Source organism: Stenotrophomonas maltophilia group sp. msm1 (assembly GCF_032025805.1).
GTDB lineage: Bacteria > Pseudomonadota > Gammaproteobacteria > Xanthomonadales > Xanthomonadaceae > Stenotrophomonas > Stenotrophomonas hibiscicola.
Genome location: NZ_JAVSKH010000004.1, coordinates 307376 through 329531 on the forward strand (window position 1 = coordinate 307376; position 22156 = coordinate 329531).

At 61.4% G+C, this 22156-nt stretch carries 22 protein-coding genes and 1 tRNA gene; 11 read left to right on the forward strand and 12 right to left on the reverse strand.

All coding sequences use genetic code 11. The annotated features are described in order from the left end of the window. Positions 1-15: 15 nt before the first annotated feature. The 6 genes from ROV95_RS18595 to ROV95_RS18620 all read left to right on the forward strand — a co-directional run bounded on the left by ROV95_RS18595 (position 16) and on the right by ROV95_RS18620 (position 8336). The gene (locus tag ROV95_RS18595) at positions 16-2226 is read left to right on the forward strand and encodes a polysaccharide biosynthesis tyrosine autokinase (RefSeq protein ID WP_312545737.1); all 2211 of its coding nucleotides are present in this window, start codon (positions 16-18) and stop codon (positions 2224-2226) included. Positions 2227-2433: 207 nt separating this feature from the next. Further along, positions 2434-3888, forward strand: coding sequence for a lipopolysaccharide biosynthesis protein (locus ROV95_RS18600; protein WP_312545739.1), 1455 nt, complete (start codon positions 2434-2436; stop codon positions 3886-3888). 1 nt (position 3889) lies between these two features. After that, positions 3890-5254, forward strand: coding sequence for a hypothetical protein (locus tag ROV95_RS18605; protein ID WP_312545740.1), 1365 nt, complete (start codon positions 3890-3892; stop codon positions 5252-5254). After that, positions 5255-6364 (forward strand): glycosyltransferase family 4 protein, encoded by a 1110-nt coding sequence (locus ROV95_RS18610; protein WP_312545742.1) that lies wholly within the window; start codon positions 5255-5257, stop codon positions 6362-6364. It begins immediately after the preceding gene. An 8-nt stretch (positions 6365-6372) separates the two neighbouring features. Next, positions 6373-7515 carry a DUF1972 domain-containing protein gene (locus ROV95_RS18615; protein ID WP_312545744.1) on the forward strand — a complete coding sequence of 381 codons (1143 nt, stop codon included), beginning with the start codon at positions 6373-6375 and terminating at the stop codon, positions 7513-7515. After that, positions 7509-8336, forward strand: a complete 828-nt coding sequence (locus tag ROV95_RS18620; protein ID WP_312545746.1) for a glycosyltransferase — start codon at positions 7509-7511, stop codon at positions 8334-8336. The genes ROV95_RS18615 and ROV95_RS18620 overlap by 7 nt, the downstream gene beginning before the upstream one ends. Before the next feature lie 161 nt (positions 8337-8497). Here the strand turns inward: ROV95_RS18620 and ROV95_RS18625 are convergent, their stop codons facing one another. The 6 genes from ROV95_RS18625 to ROV95_RS18650 form a co-directional block, all read right to left on the reverse strand. After that, positions 8498-10666, reverse strand: coding sequence for a YjbH domain-containing protein (locus ROV95_RS18625; protein WP_312545747.1), 2169 nt, complete (start codon positions 10664-10666; stop codon positions 8498-8500). Further along, a complete protein-coding gene (locus ROV95_RS18630) occupies positions 10666-11418 on the reverse strand; it encodes a capsule biosynthesis GfcC family protein (protein WP_312545749.1) in 753 nt (250 codons plus the stop codon). The genes ROV95_RS18625 and ROV95_RS18630 overlap by 1 nt, the downstream gene beginning before the upstream one ends. A gap of 3 nt (positions 11419-11421) precedes the next feature. After that, the gene (locus tag ROV95_RS18635; RefSeq protein ID WP_312545751.1) at positions 11422-12105 is read right to left on the reverse strand and encodes a YjbF family lipoprotein; all 684 of its coding nucleotides are present in this window, start codon (positions 12103-12105) and stop codon (positions 11422-11424) included. A 1-nt stretch (position 12106) separates the two neighbouring features. Further along, positions 12107-13216, reverse strand: a complete 1110-nt coding sequence (locus tag ROV95_RS18640; protein ID WP_049483241.1) for a polysaccharide biosynthesis/export family protein — start codon at positions 13214-13216, stop codon at positions 12107-12109. 79 nt (positions 13217-13295) lie between these two features. Beyond that, on the reverse strand, positions 13296-13649 hold the full coding sequence (locus ROV95_RS18645) for a hypothetical protein (RefSeq protein WP_049483242.1): 354 nt from the start codon (positions 13647-13649) through the stop codon (positions 13296-13298). Positions 13650-13731: 82 nt separating this feature from the next. After that, positions 13732-14370 (reverse strand): phosphatase PAP2 family protein, encoded by a 639-nt coding sequence (locus ROV95_RS18650; RefSeq protein WP_312545756.1) that lies wholly within the window; start codon positions 14368-14370, stop codon positions 13732-13734. A 119-nt stretch (positions 14371-14489) separates the two neighbouring features. Here ROV95_RS18650 and ROV95_RS18655 point away from each other — a divergent pair. Continuing rightward, positions 14490-14566, forward strand: a tRNA-Arg gene (locus tag ROV95_RS18655). A gap of 159 nt (positions 14567-14725) precedes the next feature. Beyond that, entirely contained in the window at positions 14726-15928 is a 1203-nt protein-coding gene (locus ROV95_RS18660; RefSeq protein ID WP_312545758.1) for an acyltransferase, read from the forward strand. Between the two features lie 94 nt (positions 15929-16022). Here the strand turns inward: ROV95_RS18660 and ROV95_RS18665 are convergent, their stop codons facing one another. Continuing rightward, the gene (locus ROV95_RS18665) at positions 16023-16922 is read right to left on the reverse strand and encodes a dihydrodipicolinate synthase family protein (RefSeq protein ID WP_312545827.1); all 900 of its coding nucleotides are present in this window, start codon (positions 16920-16922) and stop codon (positions 16023-16025) included. A 117-nt stretch (positions 16923-17039) separates the two neighbouring features. Here ROV95_RS18665 and ROV95_RS18670 point away from each other — a divergent pair, with 117 nt between their 5' ends. Continuing rightward, entirely contained in the window at positions 17040-17504 is a 465-nt protein-coding gene (locus ROV95_RS18670; RefSeq protein WP_312545760.1) for a GNAT family N-acetyltransferase, read from the forward strand. 7 nt (positions 17505-17511) lie between these two features. Here ROV95_RS18670 and ROV95_RS18675 read toward each other — a convergent pair whose 3' ends face one another. Beyond that, a complete protein-coding gene (locus ROV95_RS18675; protein ID WP_312545762.1) occupies positions 17512-18069 on the reverse strand; it encodes a GNAT family N-acetyltransferase in 558 nt (185 codons plus the stop codon). Between the two features lie 146 nt (positions 18070-18215). Between ROV95_RS18675 and ROV95_RS18680 the strand changes: the two genes are divergently transcribed. After that, on the forward strand, positions 18216-19109 hold the full coding sequence (locus tag ROV95_RS18680) for a helix-turn-helix domain-containing protein (RefSeq protein WP_312545763.1): 894 nt from the start codon (positions 18216-18218) through the stop codon (positions 19107-19109). Here the strand turns inward: ROV95_RS18680 and ROV95_RS18685 are convergent. Continuing rightward, positions 19057-19281, reverse strand: coding sequence for a universal stress protein (locus tag ROV95_RS18685; protein ID WP_312545765.1), 225 nt, complete (start codon positions 19279-19281; stop codon positions 19057-19059). The genes ROV95_RS18680 and ROV95_RS18685 overlap by 53 nt on opposite strands. A gap of 24 nt (positions 19282-19305) precedes the next feature. Beyond that, entirely contained in the window at positions 19306-19887 is a 582-nt protein-coding gene (locus ROV95_RS18690) for a universal stress protein (RefSeq protein WP_312545767.1), read from the reverse strand. 166 nt (positions 19888-20053) lie between these two features. Here ROV95_RS18690 and ROV95_RS18695 point away from each other — a divergent pair, with 166 nt between their 5' ends. Continuing rightward, positions 20054-20620 carry a TetR/AcrR family transcriptional regulator gene (locus tag ROV95_RS18695; RefSeq protein ID WP_312545769.1) on the forward strand — a complete coding sequence of 189 codons (567 nt, stop codon included), beginning with the start codon at positions 20054-20056 and terminating at the stop codon, positions 20618-20620. Between the two features lie 31 nt (positions 20621-20651). On the opposite strand, the gene ROV95_RS18700 is transcribed toward ROV95_RS18695, so the two are convergent. Then, on the reverse strand, positions 20652-21011 hold the full coding sequence (locus ROV95_RS18700; protein WP_019661393.1) for a response regulator: 360 nt from the start codon (positions 21009-21011) through the stop codon (positions 20652-20654). Beyond that, positions 21001-22137 carry a PAS domain-containing sensor histidine kinase gene (locus tag ROV95_RS18705; RefSeq protein WP_019661394.1) on the reverse strand — a complete coding sequence of 379 codons (1137 nt, stop codon included), beginning with the start codon at positions 22135-22137 and terminating at the stop codon, positions 21001-21003. Before ROV95_RS18705 ends, ROV95_RS18700 begins: the two co-directional genes overlap by 11 nt. Positions 22138-22156: the final 19 nt, after the last annotated feature.

The window sequence follows — 22156 nt, forward strand, 5'->3', positions numbered from 1 at the left end:
CAAGAGCTCTGAATAATGACCACTGAAACCCGTTCCACCGCGCAGGACGATACTGGCGAGATTGATCTGCGGCAGTTCCTGGGCACGCTGATTGACCACAAATGGTGGATTGGCGGCTTAACAGGCCTGTTTCTCATTGTTTCGGTCGGTTACGCATTCCTGGCAACCCCGGTGTATCGAGCCGATGCGATCGTACAAGTTGAGTCTAAGGTTCCGAGTCTTCCTGGCTTGACGGATATCAGTCAGTCACTGGGCATGGGGATGGGATCAGCGGAGGCGACCACCGAAATCGCGTTGATCGGCTCGCGAGCAGTCGTCGGCAGTGCTGTTGACGCGCTGAAGCTGGATGTTGAGGTCGAGCCCAATCGATTTCCTCTAATTGGCGGTTACCTGGCTCGGCGGGCAGAACGTTCCGAGCCGGATGCGCTCGCAGACGTCTGGCTCGGAATGAGCCGGTATGGTTGGGGCGGAGAGAAGCTGGACATCTTCCAGCTTGATGTGCCGCGTGCTCTTCTTGCTCGCCCCTTGACGCTGGTCGCAAAAGAGGGTGGCTCCTATGAGCTCTTTGACGAAGATGATAATCTGCTTCTCAAGGGGAGTGTTGGCAAGATCGCGGCTGCCAGGGGAGTTACAGCGCAGATCGCAGAGTTGCGGGCGCATCCGGGAATGCGTTTCGAGATTACCCGCCAGCGGCACTTGACGATCGTGAATGACCTGCAGACGAAGATCATGGTCAGTGAGTCGGGTAAGGATTCGGGAATCCTGACGCTGGCCTACGAGAATTCAGATCCCGATATCGCCCGCGGGTTCCTGCAGCAGGTGGCGCAGGCGTATGTCCGCCAGAACGTCGAGCGAAACTCGGCGGAGGCATCTGCCCAGCTTGCGTTCCTGAAAGAGCAGCTGCCCAATGTCCGTAACCAGGTCGACGTGGCGCAGAAGTCCCTCAGTGCGTACCAGACCAAGGCTAACTCGGTCGATCTCACGCTTCAGACCAAGGGGTTGCTCGATCAGGCTGTAGCAGTCGAGACCAGCATCCAGCAGTTGCGGCTGCAGCAGGCTGAAATGGATCGCAAGTTCACCCGGGATCACCCGGCCTACCAGGCACTTATGCGCCAGATCGGTGAGCTGGAGGGACGCAAGAACGGATTCCAGGGCCAGGTGAAGCAGTTGCCGGAGGCACAGCAGGAACTGCTACGGCTGACCCGCGATCTGCAGGTCAGCAACGAGATCTACACCGGCATGCTGAACCAGGCGCAGCAACTTGACGTTGCCCGCGCTGGCACAGTCGGCAATGTTCGAATTGTTGACGAGGCGGAAGTCGACGCGACTACGCCGGTGAAGCCCCGCAAGGCCATCGTTGTGCTTGTTGGAACGCTTCTGGGGCTCGCCCTGTCCGTTGGCTTGGTGCTGCTGAGGCAGCTTCTGAACCGAGGCGTCGAAGATCCGTCGCAGATTGAAGAGCTCGGCCTGCCTGTCTATGCGTCGATTCCGGTCAGTGCGCAGCAGCAGAGTGATTCGGTCCGGGGTAGGTTCCGCGCGGACGGCAATCTTCATCTGCTTGCAGTAAAGGATCCTGCGGACTTGGCAGTGGAGGCGGTCCGCAGTCTGCGCACCAGTCTTCATTTCGCGCGCCTGGAAGCGAAGAACAATATTGTCCTGATTTCTGGTGCTAGCCCGAACGCGGGCAAGACCTTCGTATCGTCAAACCTTGCCGCTGTAATTGCGCAGGCAGGCCAGAAGGTGCTGATCATCGATGCGGACATGCGCAAAGGCACCTTGCACAAGGCATTGGGCGTACCCCAAACGCCGGGGCTTTCTGACCTTCTTGTCGGAAAGGCGCAGATGTCCGAAGTCCTCCGTGCGCTGCCGGGTGTCGAGAATCTCAGCTTCATCGCGCGCGGAGATGTGCCTCCGAACCCGTCTGAGCTGTTGATGCATTCGAACTTCACGCGCATGCTGGAGTCGGTGGCGGGTCGATACGATCTGGTGATCGTCGATACGCCGCCCATTCTGGCGGTGACCGATGCGGCGATCATTGCCCACCATGCAGGCACCTGTCTGATGGTTGCGCGATTCGGTCTGAATCAGGCCAAGGAGCTGGCGTTGGCAAAGCGCCGGTTCGAGCAGAACAACGTTCGAATCAAGGGCGCCATCTTCAATGCTGTCCAGCGGCGTGCGACGGGCTACTACAGCTACGGCTACTACGAGTACAAGTCCGCGGACTGAGGCCAAGGCTATGGCAAGTGCAGCTGTTCCGTGCAAGGTGAAGCGCTGCAGGAAGTACGATGCTTGCCCCGCGCGCGCGGTGGTGACTGACGCCTGCTGCGAACTGTGGAATCGACACCCGCTGCGCCCGGCCCCGCAGCGCATGGCTTTGCTATGCGCCAGCAATCGCAGCCAGTCTTCCGGTCGCTCTCTCTGCGGGCGTGCCGGATGAACGCGTTTGGTAATGCGCGCTGGGTCGCGCTGTCCCAGCTATCCAAGATCGTTGCGCAAGTGGTCGTTGCATTCGTTCTTGCCAAGCTTCTGCCCCCTGCCGAGTACGGCGTCATCGCCATGGCGGGGATCGTTACCGCGTTTGCCATGCTTTTCCGGGACATGGGTGTGACTGCGGTCATCATCCAGAGGGCTGAACTGACCTCAGACCTCATGAACGCGGCGTTCAGGCTTTCCTTGGTGAGCTCGCTGGCGGTCGGCACCATCATCGCCGCAAGCTCGCCCTTGGTTAGCGCCTATTTTCGCGAGTCGGCGCTTATGCCTGTTCTTATTCTGCTGGGTCTCTCATTTCCGCTATCGGGCCTGGTTGCGGTAAATCAGGCTCTCCTCGAGCGCGAATCAGCGTTCAAAAAGCTTGCACGCATCGAAGTGATGGCCAATCTGACAGGCGCGATCGCATCTGTTGTGGCAGCCCTTGCCGGTGCCGGTGTATTCAGCCTCGTTGTACTGGTTCTCGTTACCGGAATCCTGAGCTTGGTGCAGATGATGTTCGCATCCCCCTGGAGGCCGGGCCCAATGACACGGGCAGAGCCCGGTAGATATCGAGAGGTACTCTCGTTCAGTGCGAGCGTTGTTGGTTTCAACATCGTGAACTATTTCTCGCGAAATGCCGATGGGCTCATCATCGGGCGACTGTTTTCAGCATCCGTCCTAGGCGCCTATTCGTTGGCGTATCGCATCATGTTGTTCCCACTGCAGAGCCTTACATTTGTTGCAACTAGGTCGCTCTTTCCTGTACTCGCTGATCGGCTGAGAAGAGGCGAGTCCCTGCAGGCACCATACCTTGCCGTAGTGGAGACGATTTCTCTGGTCGTCGCACCGATGATGGCGGGCCTCTACCTGGTCAGGGAGCAGGTGATAGACATGGTCTTTGGTGAGGAGTGGGCACTGACATCGGAGCTGTTGAAATGGTTCGCCCCAACCGGGTTTCTGCAGTCGGTGATGAGCATCTCCGGAGTCGTGTTCATGGCCACGAACAGGCCAGGACTGCTGCTCCGTCTTGGATGCATTGGTGCGCTTCTTCAGGTAGGAGCCTTCGTTCTGGCAGCTCCCTATGGGGTTGAGCGGATGGCGGAATTCTACCTGTATGCAAACGTGATCAACTTTGTCCTTGTGATGGCTGTCTGCACACGCACCGTCGGCGCAGGTTTCTCCAGGACGCTATTCGTGATGGGGCGATCAGCGGTCTGTGCACTTCTCATGGTGCTTGCGCTGGTCTTTGTATTTGACGCGGGCCTGTCTAGCTCGGGGTCCAGCTTGCTTTGGCTTGCTTCAGTGATTCTCTCTGGTTCGATTGTCTACTGTGTGCTGTGCCTGGCCCTTGTACCTTCGGCTCGGGCGCTGCTGGTTGGTCGTGCGCGAAAGCTGCTAGTTGCCAAGACAGGAGCCTGATGTGTACGCGATTGTAATTTTCCTGTCCATAGTGGCTGCACTGACCGTATTCACGCGGAACATGCGTGGTGTCGCAGCTTATGGTCTCCTCGCGTTCTACATGATCATCGACTATTCCAACTATCTGTTCAGGTTGGGCGACACGGCTACAGGGACATTGGCGAAGTCGTTCAAGGAAATGCTGTTGGTAACGCTCGTGCTTGCAATTGGTGCATCTGCTGCATCGCGTCGCTCAGTCGACGGAAGGGTCGTCGTCATGATCGGTGCCACTTTGCTGCTTCTGCTCTATGGAAGCATCATGAATGGGTTCCTGCTGGCCTCACTCGATTGGAGAGGCTCCATCCTTCCAATTATTCTGGCGATTCTATTGGTGAACGCCGGACTTCTTGACGAGAGGCGCGTCGGTAGACTGATGTCCTTCCTCGCCATCGTCATCGCTGCCAACTCCGCCTTCGCAGTGCTTCAGTACTACACGTTCTCCGGCGATTACGAATCCACGTGGCGTTATGATTTCCTGCTGCAGGAGGCGCTTCGTGCTGATAGCGATTTCGAATCGAGGTTGATGGAGTACCAGATCGTCCGAGATGGAAACCTACGGTCTTCCGGCGTTTTTGCCAGTGCCTTACAGTTTTCCTATTCGGCTGCTCTGGCCTGTTTCTACTTCTATTGCCGATCGTCGGACCTGATTCGCCGGGGGCGACTGCTCTCCTCGGTCGGTTGGGGCGCTTTGATGATTCTCTGTGCCTGGGGTGTGCATGTCAGCCAAGTCCGGGCGTCCCTGATCATAGTCCTTGTATCGATCGCTCTGCATGCAACCTGCTTCTCTGCCCGCGATGGTGGTCGGTTCAAGGCGGGCATTGCAATCGCAGTTGGTGTTGGCGCCGTAGTTGTATTTGCCTGGGCGCTGATGTTCCACGCTTCCGCGTTCGATGCTTCTGTGCAGGGCAGAATCCCGCAGTATGCGTTCCTGGTCCAGAATTTCATTACAGCGGGGCATGGTGTAGGGTCGTTCAGAAGCAAGTTCGACTCTTACTATATCTATGGATTCCTCACCTTCGGCATAGTTTTTGCCGGGTGGCTTGTCTACGCGCTTCGTGTGTACTGGCGCTCTTTCGGCGGCAGGTTGGCGGAATGGAAGTCGCCAGGGGACACGATGTTGCGTGGGTTCATGTTTTCATCGGTGATTCCGATGCTGGTTATCTGTAGCTTCCAGCACGTTTCAGGTTCTCTTTACTATCAGGTGATATGGATGTTGCTGTTTGCGGGGTCAAGGATGTCGATGCGGATCGGCAGAGCGTCAATGCCAGAATCGGATTGCCTGCCTCACGCGATGACTGATGTTGCCTCGGCTCGGAGTGGTGCTTGAATGAAGTTGCTCGCGGTGCATCAGAGTTCGGAGATGTATGGATCTGATCGGAGTTTCCTTTCGGCAATAGAAGCCATCATCGAAAATGCAGGAAGTCCGCTCCAGGTTTGCGTGGTACTGCCTGATGAAGGGCCGCTGGCTGAACATCTGCGGTCGATCGGAGCAAGCGTTGACCTGGTTCCAGATGGATACCTGCGACGTTCAGAGCTCCGCTCGCCCCTGAGGTTCCTGGCTGCGCTCTGGCGCGGTGTCACCGCTCTCAAGCGTAAGCTCGGCGACGGCGATGTGATCTACGTAAATACTCTGGTCTGCGTGTCGGCAATCCTTTGCGGCGGTATGTTCAGCAAGCGTCTGATCGTGCACGTCAGGGAGATCCCACGCCCGCTTGAGGCAATTTTCTTCCGTGTGCTGCTCAGGATCTGTCGGGCCGATCTGGTTTTCAACTCAAAAGCAACCAAGAAGGCACTTGGGCTGGATGGGCGAGTGGTCTACAACGGAGTGGATTCGCCGCAGGACTACGCCTCCGATGCAGGGTGCGAGCGACGGAGTGCGGGCGAGCTGCGGATCCTTGTCATCGGCAGGATAAATGCCTGGAAAGGGCAAGGGCTTCTGCTGACCGCGGCGGCGGTAATGGAGGGCGCGGTATCCATTCGCATAGTGGGTTCATCGATTCCGTCTCAGTCGCACATCGTCGACGAGCTAAGGGCGCAGGCGCGTGATCTGCCGGACAATGTAAATGTCGAATTTTTCGAATTCTGTGACGATCCGGGCGTGCACTATCGATGGGCTGATTACGTAGTGGTTCCGTCGACGCGGCCCGAGCCATTCGGGCGGGTGGCGATTGAGGGAATGTCATTCGGAAAGCCTGTAGTAGCTGCTGCCCACGGAGGTCTGTTGGAGATCATCTCGGATGGTGCGAGTGGCTGCCTCTTCGATCCAGGAAGCGTGCAAAGCCTGGTCGCCGCACTTCGCAATCTTCCAGAGCATGGGAGCGAAGGGTATGGCGCGATGAGTTCTGCTGCGCGTGAAGCTTTCATCTCGCACTTCTCGATGGAATCCTATGCGCGTGAAGTTCGTGAACTGTTCAAGGAACTTGGGGCAACTGCATGACTGGACCAGTGCTGAAGATTCTCGGAATCAGAGGTATTCCTGCCGCCCATGGTGGATTTGAAACCTTTGCCGAGCAGTTGGCCATCCATCTGGCAGATCGTGGCTGGCGCGTTGTCGTGTACTGCCAGGAAGAGGGGGCGGGCCCTGTTTTTGAGGATGAGTGGCATGGGATCCGCCGAGTTCGGATCCCGGTCTCGGTTTCCGGTCCAGCGGGAACGATACTGTTTGATCTCAAGTCGACGCTGCATGCGGTCCGGACAAAGGGGCTGTGCCTGACACTTGGTTACAACACAGCAGTGTTCTCCGTCTTCCTGCGATTGCGTGGGATCGTCAATGTCATCAACATGGATGGCATCGAGTGGGCACGTGCGAAGTGGGGGGCGGTGGCAAAGGCGTGGTTCTGGATTAATGAGCGCTTCGGCTGCTGGCTCGGAAACCACCTCATTGCTGATCATCCCCGGATCAAGGACCACCTTTCCACGCGTGTAAGGCGCAGCAAGATCACCACGATTGCCTATGGCGGGGAAAAGATTGAATCAGCTGATCCGTCGGTTGTGGCTTCGCTTGGGCTCGTTCCGGGCAGCTACTACACCGTTATTGCGCGTCCCGAGCCTGAGAATTCGCTCCTAGAGATCGTTGAGGGGTTTTCGCGTGCTCCTCGTGAACGGAAGCTCGTGATCCTGGGTAAGTACGACCGGGAAAACGAATACCACCGAAAGGTCCTCGAGGCGGCTGGAGAGGGTGTGGTATTTCTCGGGGCAATTTACGACAAAAATGTCGTTCAAGCGCTTCGGTTCTTCAGCGGTGCGTACATCCACGGCCACCAGGTGGGCGGCACAAATCCGTCTTTGGTCGAGGCGCTTGGCGCGTCGAATCCGGTCATTGCACACGACAATCCCTTCAATCGCTGGGTTGCGGGGGGGGGGGCGCGCTACTTTGATGGCGCACCTGGATTCGCTGCGTTGCTGGACGAAATTGAAGCAGACACGACGCAGCTGGGCGCCATGTCGGTGGCTTCGGAATCCCGTCATCAGGAGGCATTCACCTGGTCGCGGATTCTGGCTAGGTACGAAGAGTTGCTTTCGGCGTTCTCGCATGGGTCTCAGCGTGGCGCTGATGCGGCTCGCGCGATGGATCAAGATCTGTGTTGAGATCATCTACCAACCTTGTCATCCTCGTCGTGCTCTATCGGATGGCGCCAGAGGATTCACCGACATTGCAGTCTCTTGGTGACGTGCTGCGTCGGCCGGGGGGGTTCAGTGGGCGTGTCGTGGTCTGGGATAACAGCCCCGATTCGTTTGGCGCCGATTCAATCTCAGGCCTGGATCTTTCCGGATTCGATCGCAGCTACATTGCATGCCCGGAGAATTTCGGCCTAGCAAAGGTCTACAACACGGTCAGCGGACAGGTACCGGGTGACTTGCTTCTGATTCTTGATCAGGACTCGATGCTGCCGGATGGCTTCCTTGAGATTCTCGATCGGGAAGTTTCAAGCAACCCAGACTGCAGCCTGTTCCTGCCTGTTGTGGAGTCCAATGGCAGATGCGTCAGTCCGGGGCGTCTCCGTGTTTTCAAGGGAAAGCATGTAAGCGTCCCACAGCAAGGTGTCCGGTCGCCAAAGGATGTTCTTGCGATCTCCAGCGGAATGGTGATTCGCTATGGCTACCTGCAGCAGCCGCGATTTGACGAGCGCTTGACCCTGTATGGGATAGACACGCGCTTCATGATTGACTTTGCGGACAATGAGTGGCAGCTCGTAGTCATGCCCTCGGTAATTCGCCATGACACCGCGCTCTGGTCGGACATGGACGCAGACGGAATGCTCTGGCGGATCCGGTCCTTGATAAGGTCTTGGCCCGTCGTGTTCGAGCGGAGGCCACTGGCGCGGATGCTCTCGTGGATGTATGCGCGCTATGTGCTCGCCAAGCTTGCGATCAAGTATCGTGACATCAGATTCCTTTACGTCCATTGATGGCTGTAACGGGCTGTTGCCCGTTCTACAGCGTAGGGGCAGCCTAGGGCGTAGCGTGGACAGAATCGAGGAACGGCGGCTCGATCAATATGATGTCAGCCACCCTTTTTCGACCATATACCCGCGGACAGCCGAGGCGCCGGACGGCTCACGTGATGCCATCAATCTCCTATCGCGCGCAGGTTGTCGTAGAAGAAGCGCTCGTCGCGGTCACCTGTCATGCCGTACAGGCTGTACTTGCGCCCGAGCATAGCGCCGCCGTCTCGGATCAGCGGGTTCCAGTTGAAGGCAGCACGGCCGCGCGTGGAGCGTGGCAGGAAGCCGTCGAGCGGAATGCTGAAGTAGATGCCCTTGTCGAAGCTCCCTTCGCCGAAGTCGCGGGCCGAGACGTTGGTCTTGGTCGCGTAGGCGCCCATCGTCACGCCGTTGTCGAATACGCGGGCGATATCCAAGGTGGCGCCCTTGTCGCCGGCCAGGTATTGGCCGACCGAGAGTGAGCCTATGATGCGCTCGCGGGCGTCGAAAGCATAGTAAAGCGTGGCGTGGCCAGTGGTGATCAGGTAGTCGCGCAGGCCCCAGTGCTGATCATAGTCGCGTTGTTGCACGCGATTGAGGTTGGCGCCCAACGCCCAGCGTTCGCCGTTGGGCCTGTACAGCAGTTCGCCGCCGACACCGGCGTACATCCACTCCAGATAGCCCGCATAGGCGATGCCATACAGGTCTGGTGCCAGGCGTCCGGCAATGTTTGCCTGCAGGTTCGGCAACATCACGTCGGACGTGGTGAGGTACTGGCGGATATCCGTGCGGACGCGTGGCAACCGGCTCGGGGCGTTGTACTTGAACTTGTGGTAATTGTTGGTGATGTCGGCACTGACGGTGCCGGTAAGCCAGATGTTGTCAAGCAGGAACAGGCTGCCAGAATAGTTCGCGGCCACCTGGTACAGGATGAAGCCGTCGGGCCCGCCGAGATTCTGCCGATAGCCGATGTTGAAGCCTCCGCCAAACGGGGAGCGCTTGGGCGTGTACAGTATCTCGCGCGCACGCTTGTCCGGTGGCTGCAGTTCGGTGCTGCGGCGCAGGACGTCTTCGCTGACAGTCCCATCAAGGTAGCCCGCAAAAGCTTTGCGATTGATCGACAGGTCGGCGATGGGCATGCCTACGCGGGTGGTACGCAGGGTGTACCAGTCGTAGTTGTCGCCGGTTGCGTTGGAGAGGATGCGGGTGGCTCGGCCCAGGCCTTTGGAAGCATGCAGGTAACGGGTTTGATAGCCATCGATGAACAGCTCGTCGCCCCGGCGGGAGATTCGTTCAACGCGGAAGCCGGCGTTGCGCTGCAGTTCGCTGGTGATCGCAGCCCAGTCCGGTGCTTCCGCCGCCGGCGCGATGATCGTGCCTTGGGCGGGAGTGGTGGCCTCGGGCAGTAGGCGCTGAGGTGGGGGGTCGAACGGCTTGGGCGCCGCCGGGGCGTTTCCTGGGTTGCCGCGCAGCGTAAGCGAGAACATGGCGGCGTCGCCCCGCTCCCATGCTGCGGTCAACTCGACGTTGGGGCTGGGAAGGTAGACCACGCCAACGTTGATCGGCGCGCGTTGGCGAAGGTTGTTGCCGCGTGGCTCGCGACGATAGTCATTGCCGTCGTACTCGACCTTCAGCAGCAACTCGTCCATCGGCGTCTGGTAGGTGATGCCACCAAAGATGCCGACCGGCCCCTTGAACATGTTGCTCAGGCCAAACTTGCCGGCCTGGGTGATGTCGCTGTTTGCAATTGGCCGCCGGTCCTTGAAGCGATCGTCGATCGCTCCGAGCGGGTTGGAAAAGTCACCGCGATTACCGAGATAGCCCGTCGCAAAGCCGAGAGATGCGTCAATTGGTCCGAAATTCTTGTTGGCAACGACGTACTCGCTCGAGAAGAAGCCCGTGCCGCCGAGATCTCGCACACCAAAGGCGACTTCGGGCAGAAGGCGCGATTCCTTCCACAGCCGCAGCTTGAAGTCGATCGATTTATCTTTGTAGTGCTGATCACCTGCCACGCTCCTGCCATACAGGAGGTTGTTGACGTTGATGTACCTGAAAGACGTTTCCAGCCACGGCAGCGGCTGTAGTGTGAGGTTGTAGCGCGCGTAAGGTGCGTTGTAGGACGCAGTGAAATTCAGATCGCCATCGTGGGCCATCCGCGCGGTCGGTGTCTGCAGCAGGCCTACGGCGCCCCACTCATTGGCCGTGGCGGGCGGAGCTTCCTGGGCATGCAGGGCGAGGGGAAGAGACAGGGCGAGTGCGCTCAGTGTGAGCTTGGCGGGGTGCAGCAGGTGCGGGGGCAGGCGGGGCTGGGTCATCACGGGCTGACAGGCTGGGTGGCGATGAACGCGGCGAAATCTCTGTTGAACAGCGGATCGATGCGCTTGATGAGCTGGGCGCGCAGGGGCACGAACAGCGTGCCCCCGGCGGCGATGGCCTGCGGGTCGGCGCGGTTCCACAGTGCAATGCCGAGCTGCTGGACGCGGCCGTCTGGCTGGATCACATAGATATCGTTGCGGTCGGCAAGTCTGCTGGGACTACAGTCACGCAGGTAGTCACGTGCATCGCGCTGCGGGGCGTGTCGCAGCACGCAGGCTTGGCCAACTGCGCCCATGACAGTGATCGTGCGTGGCTGAAGCGGGAGTCGCAGCGTATCGCCGGCGGCGAGTACCGGGTTGTTGGCCGGTTGCACCTGGATCAGTCGCGCTACGCTGGCTATGGGTATCCGTCCGGTCGCAGGATGTGCGGCCAGCCAATCCAGCAGCGTCTGTGCCAGGGCTGAGGTCTCTGCGTCGCTGGAGTCTGCAAGCTGCCTTGCGCCGTACTGTAGGCCGGCACGAAGGCGCACCTGCGCTTCCATCGCCTGCGGGCGCTCGAAGCTGGTGCCCAACAGGTAGGCGTCAGGCCGAGGGCGCGCCTGCAGCAGGGCGTCGGCGAGACGGGCGTTGGCAGGCAAGTCCCGCATGCCGCTTGCCTCGCTGGCTCCCTCGAAGCGCACCGGCGTTGCCTGTGCGGAGCTCGTGGCAAGCAGTGCAGCGATGATCGCCGCGTTGGAAAGTCGAAATTTCATGGCTCAATCCTTGGCCGGGCGATAGGGTTTGAGCTGGATCAGCTCTGCAACGCGGCCCGGGTCCAGGTGCTGGCGGCTCTTCCAGATGAAGCCCGTGGTCGGATCGGCCCAGTAGATGTTGCGGCCGTGCATGCCGCCGCCCTGGAGTTGCTCCTCGAATCGTTGCAGGGTGCGCCGCGTTCCCAGGATCTCTACCTGCTCCAGTGCTCCCTTGCTCAGGGTGCCGGTCACGGCCACGTTGACCTGGTAAGCAGGCACCCAGTCATAGCGGCGCTGCAACGTCACGGGTGTGGTCACGGCAAGAAGGTTGTCGAAGGGGGAGGGGCCTTCGATGCGCGCATGCCAGTCCTGACCCAGGCCGCTACCGCCCAGCAGCAAGCCATTGCGGTCCATCTCGAACACCGCGTACGTGCCGGCATACCACTGCTGGCGGCCTCCATCGATGTAGCCCAGCACCGCGACAGCCTCGATGTCAGGTGTCTCCACCTGCATCTGCGGGAAGCGGTTGCTGGCCACGCTTTCGACGGTCGCCTGTGCCGGGCGATGAGTTATCAGGCGGAAGGTATCAACCGTGGAGCGGCTACCAGTGGTGCAGCCTGCCAACAGTAGGGCGCCGACAGTGGCCGACAGCAGCGCGCCGGGCGCACGCTGCGCCGAACGGTGGCTGGCCGCATCCTTGCGGGCCATATCAGTTGTCCCTGACTTCGGTTCCGGTACGTGCCGCGTTGTACAGGATATTGGTGAAGGGCAACAGCTGATTCACGAAGCGGTTCCAGCGGCTCACGCCGGCGGCACCGACGAACACAACGTCGCCTGGCTCCAGGTGGAACTGGCTGCCGGCAGCGAACGCGGTCGGCGAACGTGCTTCCAACTGGTAGACCATGGAGGGCTCCTGCTGCAGGTCAGAGCTGCCGCGGATGACGTAGACAGCGTTGCCGTTTGCGGTCTGCTGCAGGATGCCTCGTGCCCGGCCCAGCGCTTGGTTCAGCGACACGTCGCCTGTGCGGAAGCTGTACGCGCCCGGCTGATTTACCTCGCCGACCACGAAGATTTCCTTGCGATCAAGATAGGGCACGAAGATCGAGTCACCATCCTTCAGGAGCAGCTGGCGGCCGCCAAACGCGCGGGCCAGGGTTTCCAGGTTGATGGTGTAGGTCGTGCCTTCGCGACTGAGCTGTATGCCCGACAGGTCGGCCTGCAGGTTGTCCAGGCCGGCCTGGCTGATGGCGTCCGCCAGGGTCAGGGGCGAAGTGCTGAGCGCGATCGGCGAGGATCGCTGCGCAGCGCCCGTTACCCATACGCGCTGACTGCCGTAGGTGAGCACTGACACGTCTACCTGTGGCGATTCCACGTACTTGGCCAAGCGATTGCTGATCTCCTCGCGGAGCTCCATCGGTGTTTTGCCAGTCGCAACGACCTTGCCGATGTACGGGTAGAACATTGTGCCATCACTCTGCACAAGTCGTCCTGCCAGCGAGCCCTGCTGCTGAGGGCCCGCCGGAACGGTCAGTTCCGGATGGTCCCAGACTGTGACATACAGGATGTCGCCAGCACCAACCTTGTAGGGTCCGGGCTGGTAGTCGAACAGCGCAGCCGGCAGCGACTTCTGCGCACGGGCGGCATTTTCCTGAGCGATCAGCTTCGGAGTGATGGTGACGATATCGAGCTGGCCGTCGCCGCTGTGGCGATCAATGGCCACGTCGCTGCGGCGCAGATGCTGGCCCGGTGCAAGCGCGCAGCTGGACAGTGTCAGCGCGGCAAGTGCAGCGGCAAGAAGGTGAAGGTTTGTCTTTTTCATATAATGAGATTCTGGCGGGCATAAAAAACCCCCGCCGGGTCGCGCCCGGCGAGGGCTTGTGTGCTACACGGAGCTTCGATTAGCCGCCGGTGCCACCCGTACCGCCGGTGCCGCCCGTACCGCCCGTACCGCCGGTGCCGGGGCCGCCCGGGCCCGGGCCGCCGGGATCGGTGCCGCCGCCGCCATCATTGCTGCCGCTGGTGCTGTCGCCGCCGACGCTGTAGGCCACGGCCGCCGCTGCCACTGCAATCACGGTGGTGCCCACCACGGAAGCGGCCGATACGCCCGCCGCTTCAGCACCGGCAACTTCAGCCGCACCTGCTTCCGCGGAAGACTGCGCGCCAGCAACGGCCTGCGCTTCCTGCGCGAAACTCATCATCGGGGAGGCGGAAAAGGCCGCCAGGGCCACAACTGCGATCGTCTTCTTGAACATGGGAGGCCTGCTCCGTCAGGGAAAATTCCTGCACCATGTTCGGTTGCTGAACGTTGACTGTCAAGGCTTGTTACATTTCATGTCAGTAATGCTGACCGGTCGGCGATGCATGGTTGCGCAGGTCGTGACGATCCAATGCGCGCTCACGACCTGACAGAGCCTTTGCAGCGGCTTTCACAAGATCATGCGTGTGCAGGTCTGCCAGTAGAAACGGCAGGCCAATCGCGGCCACGATGGCCAGGACCACGGTGCGGATACGCACGGCCAAGGTCCGCCCCAGTGCCTGCGATCGGCGCAGAACCCAAATGGACGCGACGATGCCGAGGCCAAGTCCGCTGAGAATCTCGGACAGGGAATGAGCCTTCAGTGGGAGACGCGAGACGGCGATCGCCACTGCAAGCATCATGCCCGCCAGGGCCCAGTTCCAGGCCCGCTGGCTGCGGCCGGATGCCAGCAGCCACAGCGCGACCGGGTATACCGCGCTGGACATGGCGGCATGACCGGAAATGCCGGTGAAGTCCAGCGGCTCCACGCCCAGGCCCCAGCCCATGAATGCGATCTTGCTGGCCAGGGTCGCCCCGGCCACGGCAGCGATGGCCAATGTCCAACGCCTCAGCAGGGGGCGATGCATGGCTGGCAGGAACACCACCAGTACGGCAACCAAAGGTAGAAGGGCACGGCTGTCGCCGATTGCGGACAGGCCCTCCCAGACAATCATCATGTGGCGACAGTGCTGCTGGAGCGGGGGGAAGTCGCAAAGGATAACGGGACCGACTGCATTGGCGGCGCTGGGCGGGTTGGTCCATTCAGCCAGACGCGGTATCCTAGTCCACTGCCAATGGCCCCGTAGCTCAGCTGGATAGAGCGTCCCCCTCCTAAGGGGAAGGTCGCCCGTTCGAATCGGGCCGGGGTCACCATCCAGGCTGGGGGTCTGGGGTGAGTTTGTCCTCCAGAAGGTGGGATAGGATGGCAGTGCATTGGGCGCCAGTGCTTCCATGCGTTTGTCGTGGGGTCTGAATCTTCGAGGGCACTTGTTCTGGCCCGCGCTGCTGTTTTGTTTACTTCCAGGTGGCTTGGTGTCGATCGATCTTTATTCGCCTTTCGTGCCGGCTGGAATTGCCCTGCTCGCACTGCTGTGTGCTTTGCCATTGGGGAGGTTCGTACCGTTACCGGACTCCAAGGGGCGCGCTGCTTCGATCGATGGTCTCAGGGGGTTGCTCGCCCTAAGTGTGTTCGTCCACCACTCATCCATCTGGTATGTCTATGCGAGGAGTGGGGAGTGGAAGGCTCCCGCCTCCGCCTTGTACGCGCAACTTGGCGAGGCCGCAGTTGCTCTCTTTTTCATGATTTCCGCCTTTCTCTTCTATCGGCAAATTGCCGGTGGAGCCACTGATTGGACGAGGCTCTACGTCGGCAGGGTCCTGCGTATGTTGCCGCTCTACGCGATCTGCGTTGTGCTGCTGCTGCTTCTGGTCTTGATCGAGAGTGACTTCCACCTCGTCGACCCATTGTTCCGGTTTGGGATGGGGGTGATCCAGTGGTTCTCGTTCACTGTTCTCGGGGCGCCGGATATCAATGGTGTTATTGGGACCCGCTACATCATGGCCGGAGTCGTTTGGTCGCTTCCGTATGAGTGGGTTTGGTATTCAGTATTGCCACTGTTGGCGTATTTCATGCGTCAGCGTGTCCAGCGCGGATTGCTGCTGCTGTCGGCACTTGGTCTGGCGTATGCGGCTGTCCGCTTGAGCTGGGTGCTGATGTTGCCCTTTGTCGGTGGTGTCGCCGCTTACTACGCAACAACTCGAATGGCCGTTGTGAGCTTTCTTCGTGGGAAGTGGGGCTCGATTCTGGCGGTTTCGTGCATGATCCTGTCGGTTGCCTGCTTCGATTCAGCCCGGCATCCAGTGGCGGTCGTCTTGTGGTCGGTTTTCTTTGCGGCGATTGCGTGCGGTAACACCTTGTTCGGATTGCTTACACTTCGGGTTTCAGCCATTTTGGGCGAGCTGTCCTATGGCATCTATCTCCTGCACGGATTTGTACTCTTTCTTGCCTACAAGAGCTTAGGTGCAGCTGCCTTTGCAGATCTCTCGCCCGCCTCGCACTGGGCTTTGACTGCAGCTTTGTTGCTTCCACTGCTCATCGCTTGCGTTGTCAGTTATCGATGTATTGAACTTCCTGCGATGCTGTCGCGTAGAAGTGTCCTCGAAAAAATACAGGTAGTGAGCGAATTCCTTTGTGCCAGATGGCGCAATTTGCTTAGGCCTGAACGAGTGGACTGAACGAGTGGACTGAAGGTTATTCCGGGGCTGGCAGCGGCGATTTCGTCAGTGCTTGGGTCAGTTTGGGACGTCTGCCACCGGGGGGGGGATTTGACTAGCTGTTGGACAACAACCCCAACCCACCCAGCACCGCCGCCACCTCCTCGCGCTCACCACCCCGCAGCCCCTGCAACGGCAGCGGCAGGCAGTCCTCGCCGCACAACCCCAGCAGGGCCGCCGCGCAGGCCATGACGCGAATCCCGCCAAAGCGGTCATACAGCGCCCAAAGCGGCGCCAGTCGTGCGGACAGGGCAATCGCACCCTCCTCATCGCCGTTTCCCGCGGCCCGCACGATCTGCAGCGCAACATCCGGGAACAGCCCTGCTGTCACCGAGTACCAGCCATCACATCCCGCCAGCAGACCACGCACCGCAGAGGCGTCGCCACTGACGCCCAGCGTCACATGCGAAGGGACACTGGCGCGCAGTGCCGCGACACGTGTGGCAGCCTCAAGCGGATCATCAGCGAGGCGCGGAATCTTGATTGAAGCGATGTTGGGCAGCGCGGCGATCCGGCCATGCAAGGCATCGGAGAAGCGGAAGTGCGTGGTGCCCGGATTGTCGTAGACGCAGATGGGTGTACGCACCGCCGCACAGACGGTTTCAAACAGACCATACACCTCATGGTCCTTCAGGGGCTGGTAGGACAAGGGCGCGAGTAGCAGACCCGCTACACCGGCATCTTCGGCATCCAGGGCCAGCTCCAGCACATCCCGGGTGCGTAATGCACCGATACCGGCGATGACCGGTACGCGGCCAGCGTGTGCCAGGGCTTCGTGCAACACGCGCTTGCGTTCATGTGTCTGCAGATAGGCATAGCTGCCGGTGGAGCCAAGGACGCCCATCGAATCAACACCGGAATCGGCCAGGCGCTCGACCAGGCCGGTAAACGCACGATAGTCGATGCCGGCTTCAGAGAGCGGGGTAAGTGGAAACGCGCTGAGGCCTTTGAACATTGGACCTCCCGAGAGGGGAATGGGTTGGACGCCTGGCATTGTTTGTTGTCCTATGACAAAACTCAAGTGCCGTCGTGCAGCGTGTCTGCCCAGTGCAAATGGCGCACCATGAGCGTCATGGAACCGAACCTTTGGGCTGTCCAGCCTTCGCACTACGCCACCATCGTCGGCTGGCTTGATTCCGTCGCGGCCACCCAGCGCTGGGCGGGCCCAGGCGTGCCGTTTCCCTTGCCGCCGGAACGATTCGCGCAGGTGCTCGAACTCGGGTCGCGGCCGGGCTGGGCGCTGCTGGACGAGCAGGGCCAGTGCCTTGGCTTTGGCCAGTACTGGATGACCGACGCCGGCACCGCGCACCTGGGCCGTATCATTGTTTCGCCACTGGCACGCGGGCGCGGCCTTGGCCGGCTGCTCATGCAGTCCTTGAGTGCGCAAGTGCTGCGCGAAGACGGTATCCAACGCCTCACCCTGCGTGTCTATCGTGACAACACGGCCGCCGTGGCGCTGTACCGCGATCTCGGTTTCCAGCAGGTCGAAGCGTCGTCGACGCCAGAACTTCTGTTCATGCGGCGCACGTTGGCCTGAACTCTGCTCAGGCCGGCGAGGCGGCCTGCAGGGCACACCATTGCTCGCGGGTGATGCGGCTGATGTGCTCGGTGCGGTAGTCACCGAGGAAGCTGTTGAACTTGTTCACTTCGGTATGGTGATGCTGGAAACCGCATTTGCTCTGCGCGGCCAGTGACTGCAGGTTATCGGCGAAGTAGCCGCACCACAGTGCGTCCAGCTCCAGGTCCATGAACGCGTGCCGCATCACTTCGCGCACCGCTTCGGGCACCAGTCCGCGGCCCCAGTACGGAACGCCGATCCAGTAGGCGATCTCGCCTTCGCGGTCGCTGATCTCGAAGTTGCTGTCAGCGCCGATCAGGATGCCGACACAGCCGATGGCGCGGCCGTCTCCGCGGTTCTGCAGAGCGTAGACCTCCGGCTGGTTGAAGACGGTGCGGATGATTTCGGTACTTTCCTCGACGCTGGTGTGCACCGGCCAACCGGCGATCGGACCCACGCGCGGGTCGCGGGCGTACTCGTACAGATCGGCGGCGTCGGTGTCTCGCCAGGGGCGAAGGATCAAGCGTTCGGTGTGCAGCTGCATGTCGATTCCAAGGAGACAAAGAGAGTGCACAGGCTAAGTCGCCAAGCGCGACCGGCCCAGAGCGGGACCTTGATGGTTTCGGTACTTTTCACAACTGATGGTCGAGCCCGGGTATGCTGGGGTCCGGAATACCGCCGGATCGGCCCATGGACCGCGTACCCCAGCTTCTGGACCAGGACGAATCCATGCGGCTGGAGGTCAGTACGCTGGCCGAAGGACAGGGCGTCCCCTTGTCGTTCGGTCCCGCCTATCTGGTTGTACTGGTATGCGTCTCGGGGTGCGCGCGCTTTGCACTGAATTTCCGCGAAGTGGCGGTGCAGCGTCATGATGTGCTGGTGCTGGCAGAGGACACGCTGGCGCTGCTGCGGCATCGCTCGCGCGGCTTCCTGGCGATGGTCTGCCTGATGCCCAAAGCGCTGGCATCGGAGGTGGCCTATGTGTTGCCCAATGCGCTGTTCCAGTTCCTGCACGAACAGCCGCACTGCCGGCCGTCACCGTTGGATGTGCCGTTGCTGCAGGGATGGTTGCAGCTGATGATGGACGCGCAGCACAACGGTGGACGGCATCGCCACGTGATGCTGCGCAATCTACTGCAGAGTTTCTTCCTGAAGATGGCCACGTTGCTGCCGAAGCAGAAGCGGGCGCCCGCGCAGGTCAGCCAGCGCGAGCGCCTGGCCTGGAGCTTCTGGGAGCTGGTCGGGCAGCGCAGCACGCGCCAGCGTGACGTGCAGTCCTACGCCGAGGCGCTGTGCATCACCCCGTTCTATCTTTCGCAGCTGACCCGCGAGTGCTTCGACGAGACGCCGAAGGCATTGATCGACCGTCAGGTGGTGCTGGAGATCAAGGCACTGCTCACCTACAGCGAATTGCCGATCGGTCGCATCGCCGAGCGCCTGTGTTTCGAGGATGCGTCCTACCTGTGTCGCTACTTCCGGCGGCATACCGGTCAATCGCTGACCGGCTACCGCCGGTCGGGGCAGGGCGGCACTAATGTGATACGAACAGCGGCGCCGGTACTTCGGCGAGCAGATCCTCGGTGACTCCGCCGAGCACGCGCTCGACCACCCGGCTGCGGCTGTAAGGGCCCAGCACCAGCAGGTCTGCGTCGGCATCGAGTACGTGCTGGCGGATGGTTGCGGCAACGCCGCCCTGGCTCGAACTGATCGTCTGGATCTCCACTTCAACGCCATGCCGCGATAGATGCTGGGCCATCTTTGCGCCGGGTGTGGCCTCGGCCTAGGGCGTGTCCACCATCAGTAGGTGCACCGCGTGTGCACGTGCGAGCAGGGGCAGCGCATCGGCCACCGCGCGACGTGCCTGCTTGCTGGCATTCCAGGCCACCACAATGCGATGGCCGATCTGATCGCCTTGCCAGTGCGGCGGCACCAGCAGCATCGGCACGCCGGTCTGGCGCAGGGTGCCCAGCGGGTGCCAGCCAGAAGGGGCGCCGGGAGTACGCGGATAGCCGGCGATGATCAGGTCGCAGTACAGCGACTGCAGGGCCAGGTCGGCGCCGCCCAGATAGTCCGAGACGATGCGCAGTTCGGTGCTGATCTGCAGCGGCTCGGACACGGCTCGCAGGTTCTGCATCAGCTGTGCGGTGCAGGCGGCATCCGCGCGCGCCTCATGGTCGAGCGCGGCGGCGATGCCGGCGCCGCGCTCGAAGCGGTTGGCGATGTCGGTGGGATGCAGGGCCGTGGAGACTGCGACCAGATGCGCCTGCTGCGCCTGCGCCAGAAGGGCGGCGATGTTGAGAACGCGGTGCCCGGTGTCGCCGGCGTCGAACAGCACGGCGATATCACGTAGTGGATGCAGCATGGCGTTGGCTCCTTCGATGCCTGTGACGCGTTCCCTGCCGTGCACCGACCCGGGTGCACACATCACCGTTGTAGCGCATCCTTGATTCGGGTGAATCATATTTGACTCAGTTTATTAATTTATGATTCATGCTAACGTGAGGGCGAGCCCACGCCTCAGTGCTTTCATGCGACCTGCCGCAGCACGCACCCGCCGCGACCTGCACCACGCCTTGGCAGCCACTCTGGTCAGCCATCCGCGCTGCACCCTCAGCGAACTCGCGCGCGGGGCGGGCATCAGCCGCGCGACCCTGTACCGGTTTGCGCCGACCCGGGAGGCGATCGACGTGGCCCTGTTCGCAGCCGGTTTCGAGCGTCTGGAAGCGGCGGCGGTCTGGTTCGATGAGCGCGGTGATGCACGTCACGTTCTGGAGCAGGTCACCGCCACGCTGTTGGCGGACTGGGAACTGGTGACGCTGCTGTTCGCGCGGATGATGGAAGAGCAGCAGCGACAGGGGGACCTGCACCTGCTGCCCGAGCGCTGGGCGCCGATCGGCGAGCGTTTCGAGGCCTTTTTCCTGCGCGGCCAGAAGGCCGGCGTGTTCAACGTCGAGTTCAGTGCGGTGTGGCTGGCCGATTTCTACTGGACCTGCTTCTACGGCATTACCTGGTCACTGGCACGCGGTCGGCTGGCGCCGGCGGCGGCAGCCTCTACGCTGCTGGCGTCGTTCCAGCGGGGGGCGATGAAAGGTTGACCGTAGGGGCGCCCGGCCGGGGCGCCGTGGCTTACGCCTGCTTCAGCAGCTCCACCAGCTGGCGCAAACGATATGGCTTGGGCAGGAATTCCACCTGATCGGGCAGTGGCGGCAGCTGCGAGCGCGCATATCCGGATGAGAGGATCATCCGCGCCTGCGGCTGTTCGCGCGCCACATGCTCGCTCAGCTCGATACCGGACATGCCGTTGGGCATGCTGACATCGCTGAACACCACGTCGAAGCGTGCGTCGCCTTTCAGCAACGCGGCGGCTTCATGGCCGTCGGCGGTGGTGGATACCTCGATGCCGAAATCGCGCAGGGCCATGCCGATCATCTCGCGCAGATCGTTCTGGTCCTCCACCATCAGTACGCGGATCGGTTCATCGGTCATCGGTTGCATCCTCTGTTGCGGGGAGTAGCAGGCTGACCGTGGTGCCGACACCGGGGGTGGTGGACACATCGACGAAGCCGCCGCTCTGGGTAGTGAATCCGAACACCTGGCTCAGGCCCAGGCCGCTGCCCTTGCCGATGTCCTTGGTGGTGAAGAAGGGCTCGCTGGCCCGCTCGGCGATGTCGGCGGCCATGCCGTGGCCTTCGTCGCAGACGCTGAGGGTGACATAGCCGCGTTGCAGCGTGGTGTCCGCATCCGGGTCGAGGCGATGTTCCAGTGCGGTGCCGATCAGGATGCGGCCGCCATCGGCGGTGGCCTCCACGGCATTGGCCACCAGGTTTGCCAGGGCGGTCTGCAATTGCATCGCATCGGTGCTCACCTGCGGTAGGCCGGGGGTGAGATGGGCATCCAGCGTCACCGTGGGCGGGCAGGCGCGTTGCAGGTCCGGCAGCCACTGCCGCACCAGCGTATTGATGTCCACCGGTTCGCGGATCAGGGTCTGGCCGGTGCTGAAGGCCAGCAGCTGGCGGGTCAGCAGCGCGCCACGGTCAGTGGCCGCCTGCGCGGCATCCAGCAGCTCGGCGGCGCGTGCATCGTCACCGCTGACGCGCAGCGACAGCAGGTCCAGCGCGTTGCCGATGGTGGTCAGCAGGTTGTTGAACTCGTGCGACAGGCCGCGGCTGAGCCGGCCGACCGTTTCGAACTGCTGGGTATTGCGCAGCGCACGCTGGGCATCACGCAGCAGCCGTTGCGCCTGCCACTGCTCGGTGATGTCACGGGTGATCTTGACGAAGCCGAGCAGTTCGCCCGCTTCGACGACCGGCTCGATGACCACGCTGGCGCGGAACGACGAGCCATCACGGCGTACCCGCCAGCCCTCGCTGGCGACATGCCCTTGTTGCGCTGCGACGCGGAGCAGGCGCTGCGGTTCGCCGGCCTCGCGGTCGGCGGCCAGATAGAAGCGGCTGAAGTGGGTTCCCACCACTTCGTCGGCTGAATAGCCTTTGATGCGTTCGGCGCCGGGGTTCCAGCTGCAGACGATGCCTTCAGGATCAAGCAGGTACAGCGCATGATCGCGCACGCTGTCGATCAGCAGTCGCAGTTGTCGGGAAGGGTCCGTCAGCACGGACGTCGTAGAGGCAGCT

What these genes read in the sequence shown, in the direction of transcription:
- ROV95_RS18595 (WP_312545737.1), top strand. Translation starts at nt 16, where the DNA reads ATGACCACTGAAACCCGTTCCACCGCGCAGGACGATACTGGCGAGATT.
- ROV95_RS18600 (WP_312545739.1), top strand. Translation starts at nt 2,434, where the DNA reads ATGAACGCGTTTGGTAATGCGCGCTGGGTCGCGCTGTCCCAGCTATCC.
- ROV95_RS18610 (WP_312545742.1), top strand. Translation starts at nt 5,255, where the DNA reads ATGAAGTTGCTCGCGGTGCATCAGAGTTCGGAGATGTATGGATCTGAT.
- ROV95_RS18625 (WP_312545747.1), bottom strand. Translation starts at nt 10,666, where the DNA reads ATGACCCAGCCCCGCCTGCCCCCGCACCTGCTGCACCCCGCCAAGCTC.
- ROV95_RS18630 (WP_312545749.1), bottom strand. Translation starts at nt 11,418, where the DNA reads ATGAAATTTCGACTTTCCAACGCGGCGATCATCGCTGCACTGCTTGCC.
- ROV95_RS18635 (WP_312545751.1), bottom strand. Translation starts at nt 12,105, where the DNA reads ATGGCCCGCAAGGATGCGGCCAGCCACCGTTCGGCGCAGCGTGCGCCC.
- ROV95_RS18640 (WP_049483241.1), bottom strand. Translation starts at nt 13,216, where the DNA reads ATGAAAAAGACAAACCTTCACCTTCTTGCCGCTGCACTTGCCGCGCTG.
- ROV95_RS18645 (WP_049483242.1), bottom strand. Translation starts at nt 13,649, where the DNA reads ATGTTCAAGAAGACGATCGCAGTTGTGGCCCTGGCGGCCTTTTCCGCC.
- ROV95_RS18650 (WP_312545756.1), bottom strand. Translation starts at nt 14,370, where the DNA reads ATGATGATTGTCTGGGAGGGCCTGTCCGCAATCGGCGACAGCCGTGCC.
- ROV95_RS18665 (WP_312545827.1), bottom strand. Translation starts at nt 16,922, where the DNA reads ATGTTCAAAGGCCTCAGCGCGTTTCCACTTACCCCGCTCTCTGAAGCC.
- ROV95_RS18670 (WP_312545760.1), top strand. Translation starts at nt 17,040, where the DNA reads ATGGAACCGAACCTTTGGGCTGTCCAGCCTTCGCACTACGCCACCATC.
- ROV95_RS18675 (WP_312545762.1), bottom strand. Translation starts at nt 18,069, where the DNA reads ATGCAGCTGCACACCGAACGCTTGATCCTTCGCCCCTGGCGAGACACC.
- ROV95_RS18680 (WP_312545763.1), top strand. Translation starts at nt 18,216, where the DNA reads ATGGACCGCGTACCCCAGCTTCTGGACCAGGACGAATCCATGCGGCTG.
- ROV95_RS18685 (WP_312545765.1), bottom strand. Translation starts at nt 19,281, where the DNA reads ATGGCCCAGCATCTATCGCGGCATGGCGTTGAAGTGGAGATCCAGACG.
- ROV95_RS18690 (WP_312545767.1), bottom strand. Translation starts at nt 19,887, where the DNA reads ATGCTGCATCCACTACGTGATATCGCCGTGCTGTTCGACGCCGGCGAC.
- ROV95_RS18695 (WP_312545769.1), top strand. Translation starts at nt 20,054, where the DNA reads ATGCGACCTGCCGCAGCACGCACCCGCCGCGACCTGCACCACGCCTTG.
- ROV95_RS18700 (WP_019661393.1), bottom strand. Translation starts at nt 21,011, where the DNA reads ATGACCGATGAACCGATCCGCGTACTGATGGTGGAGGACCAGAACGAT.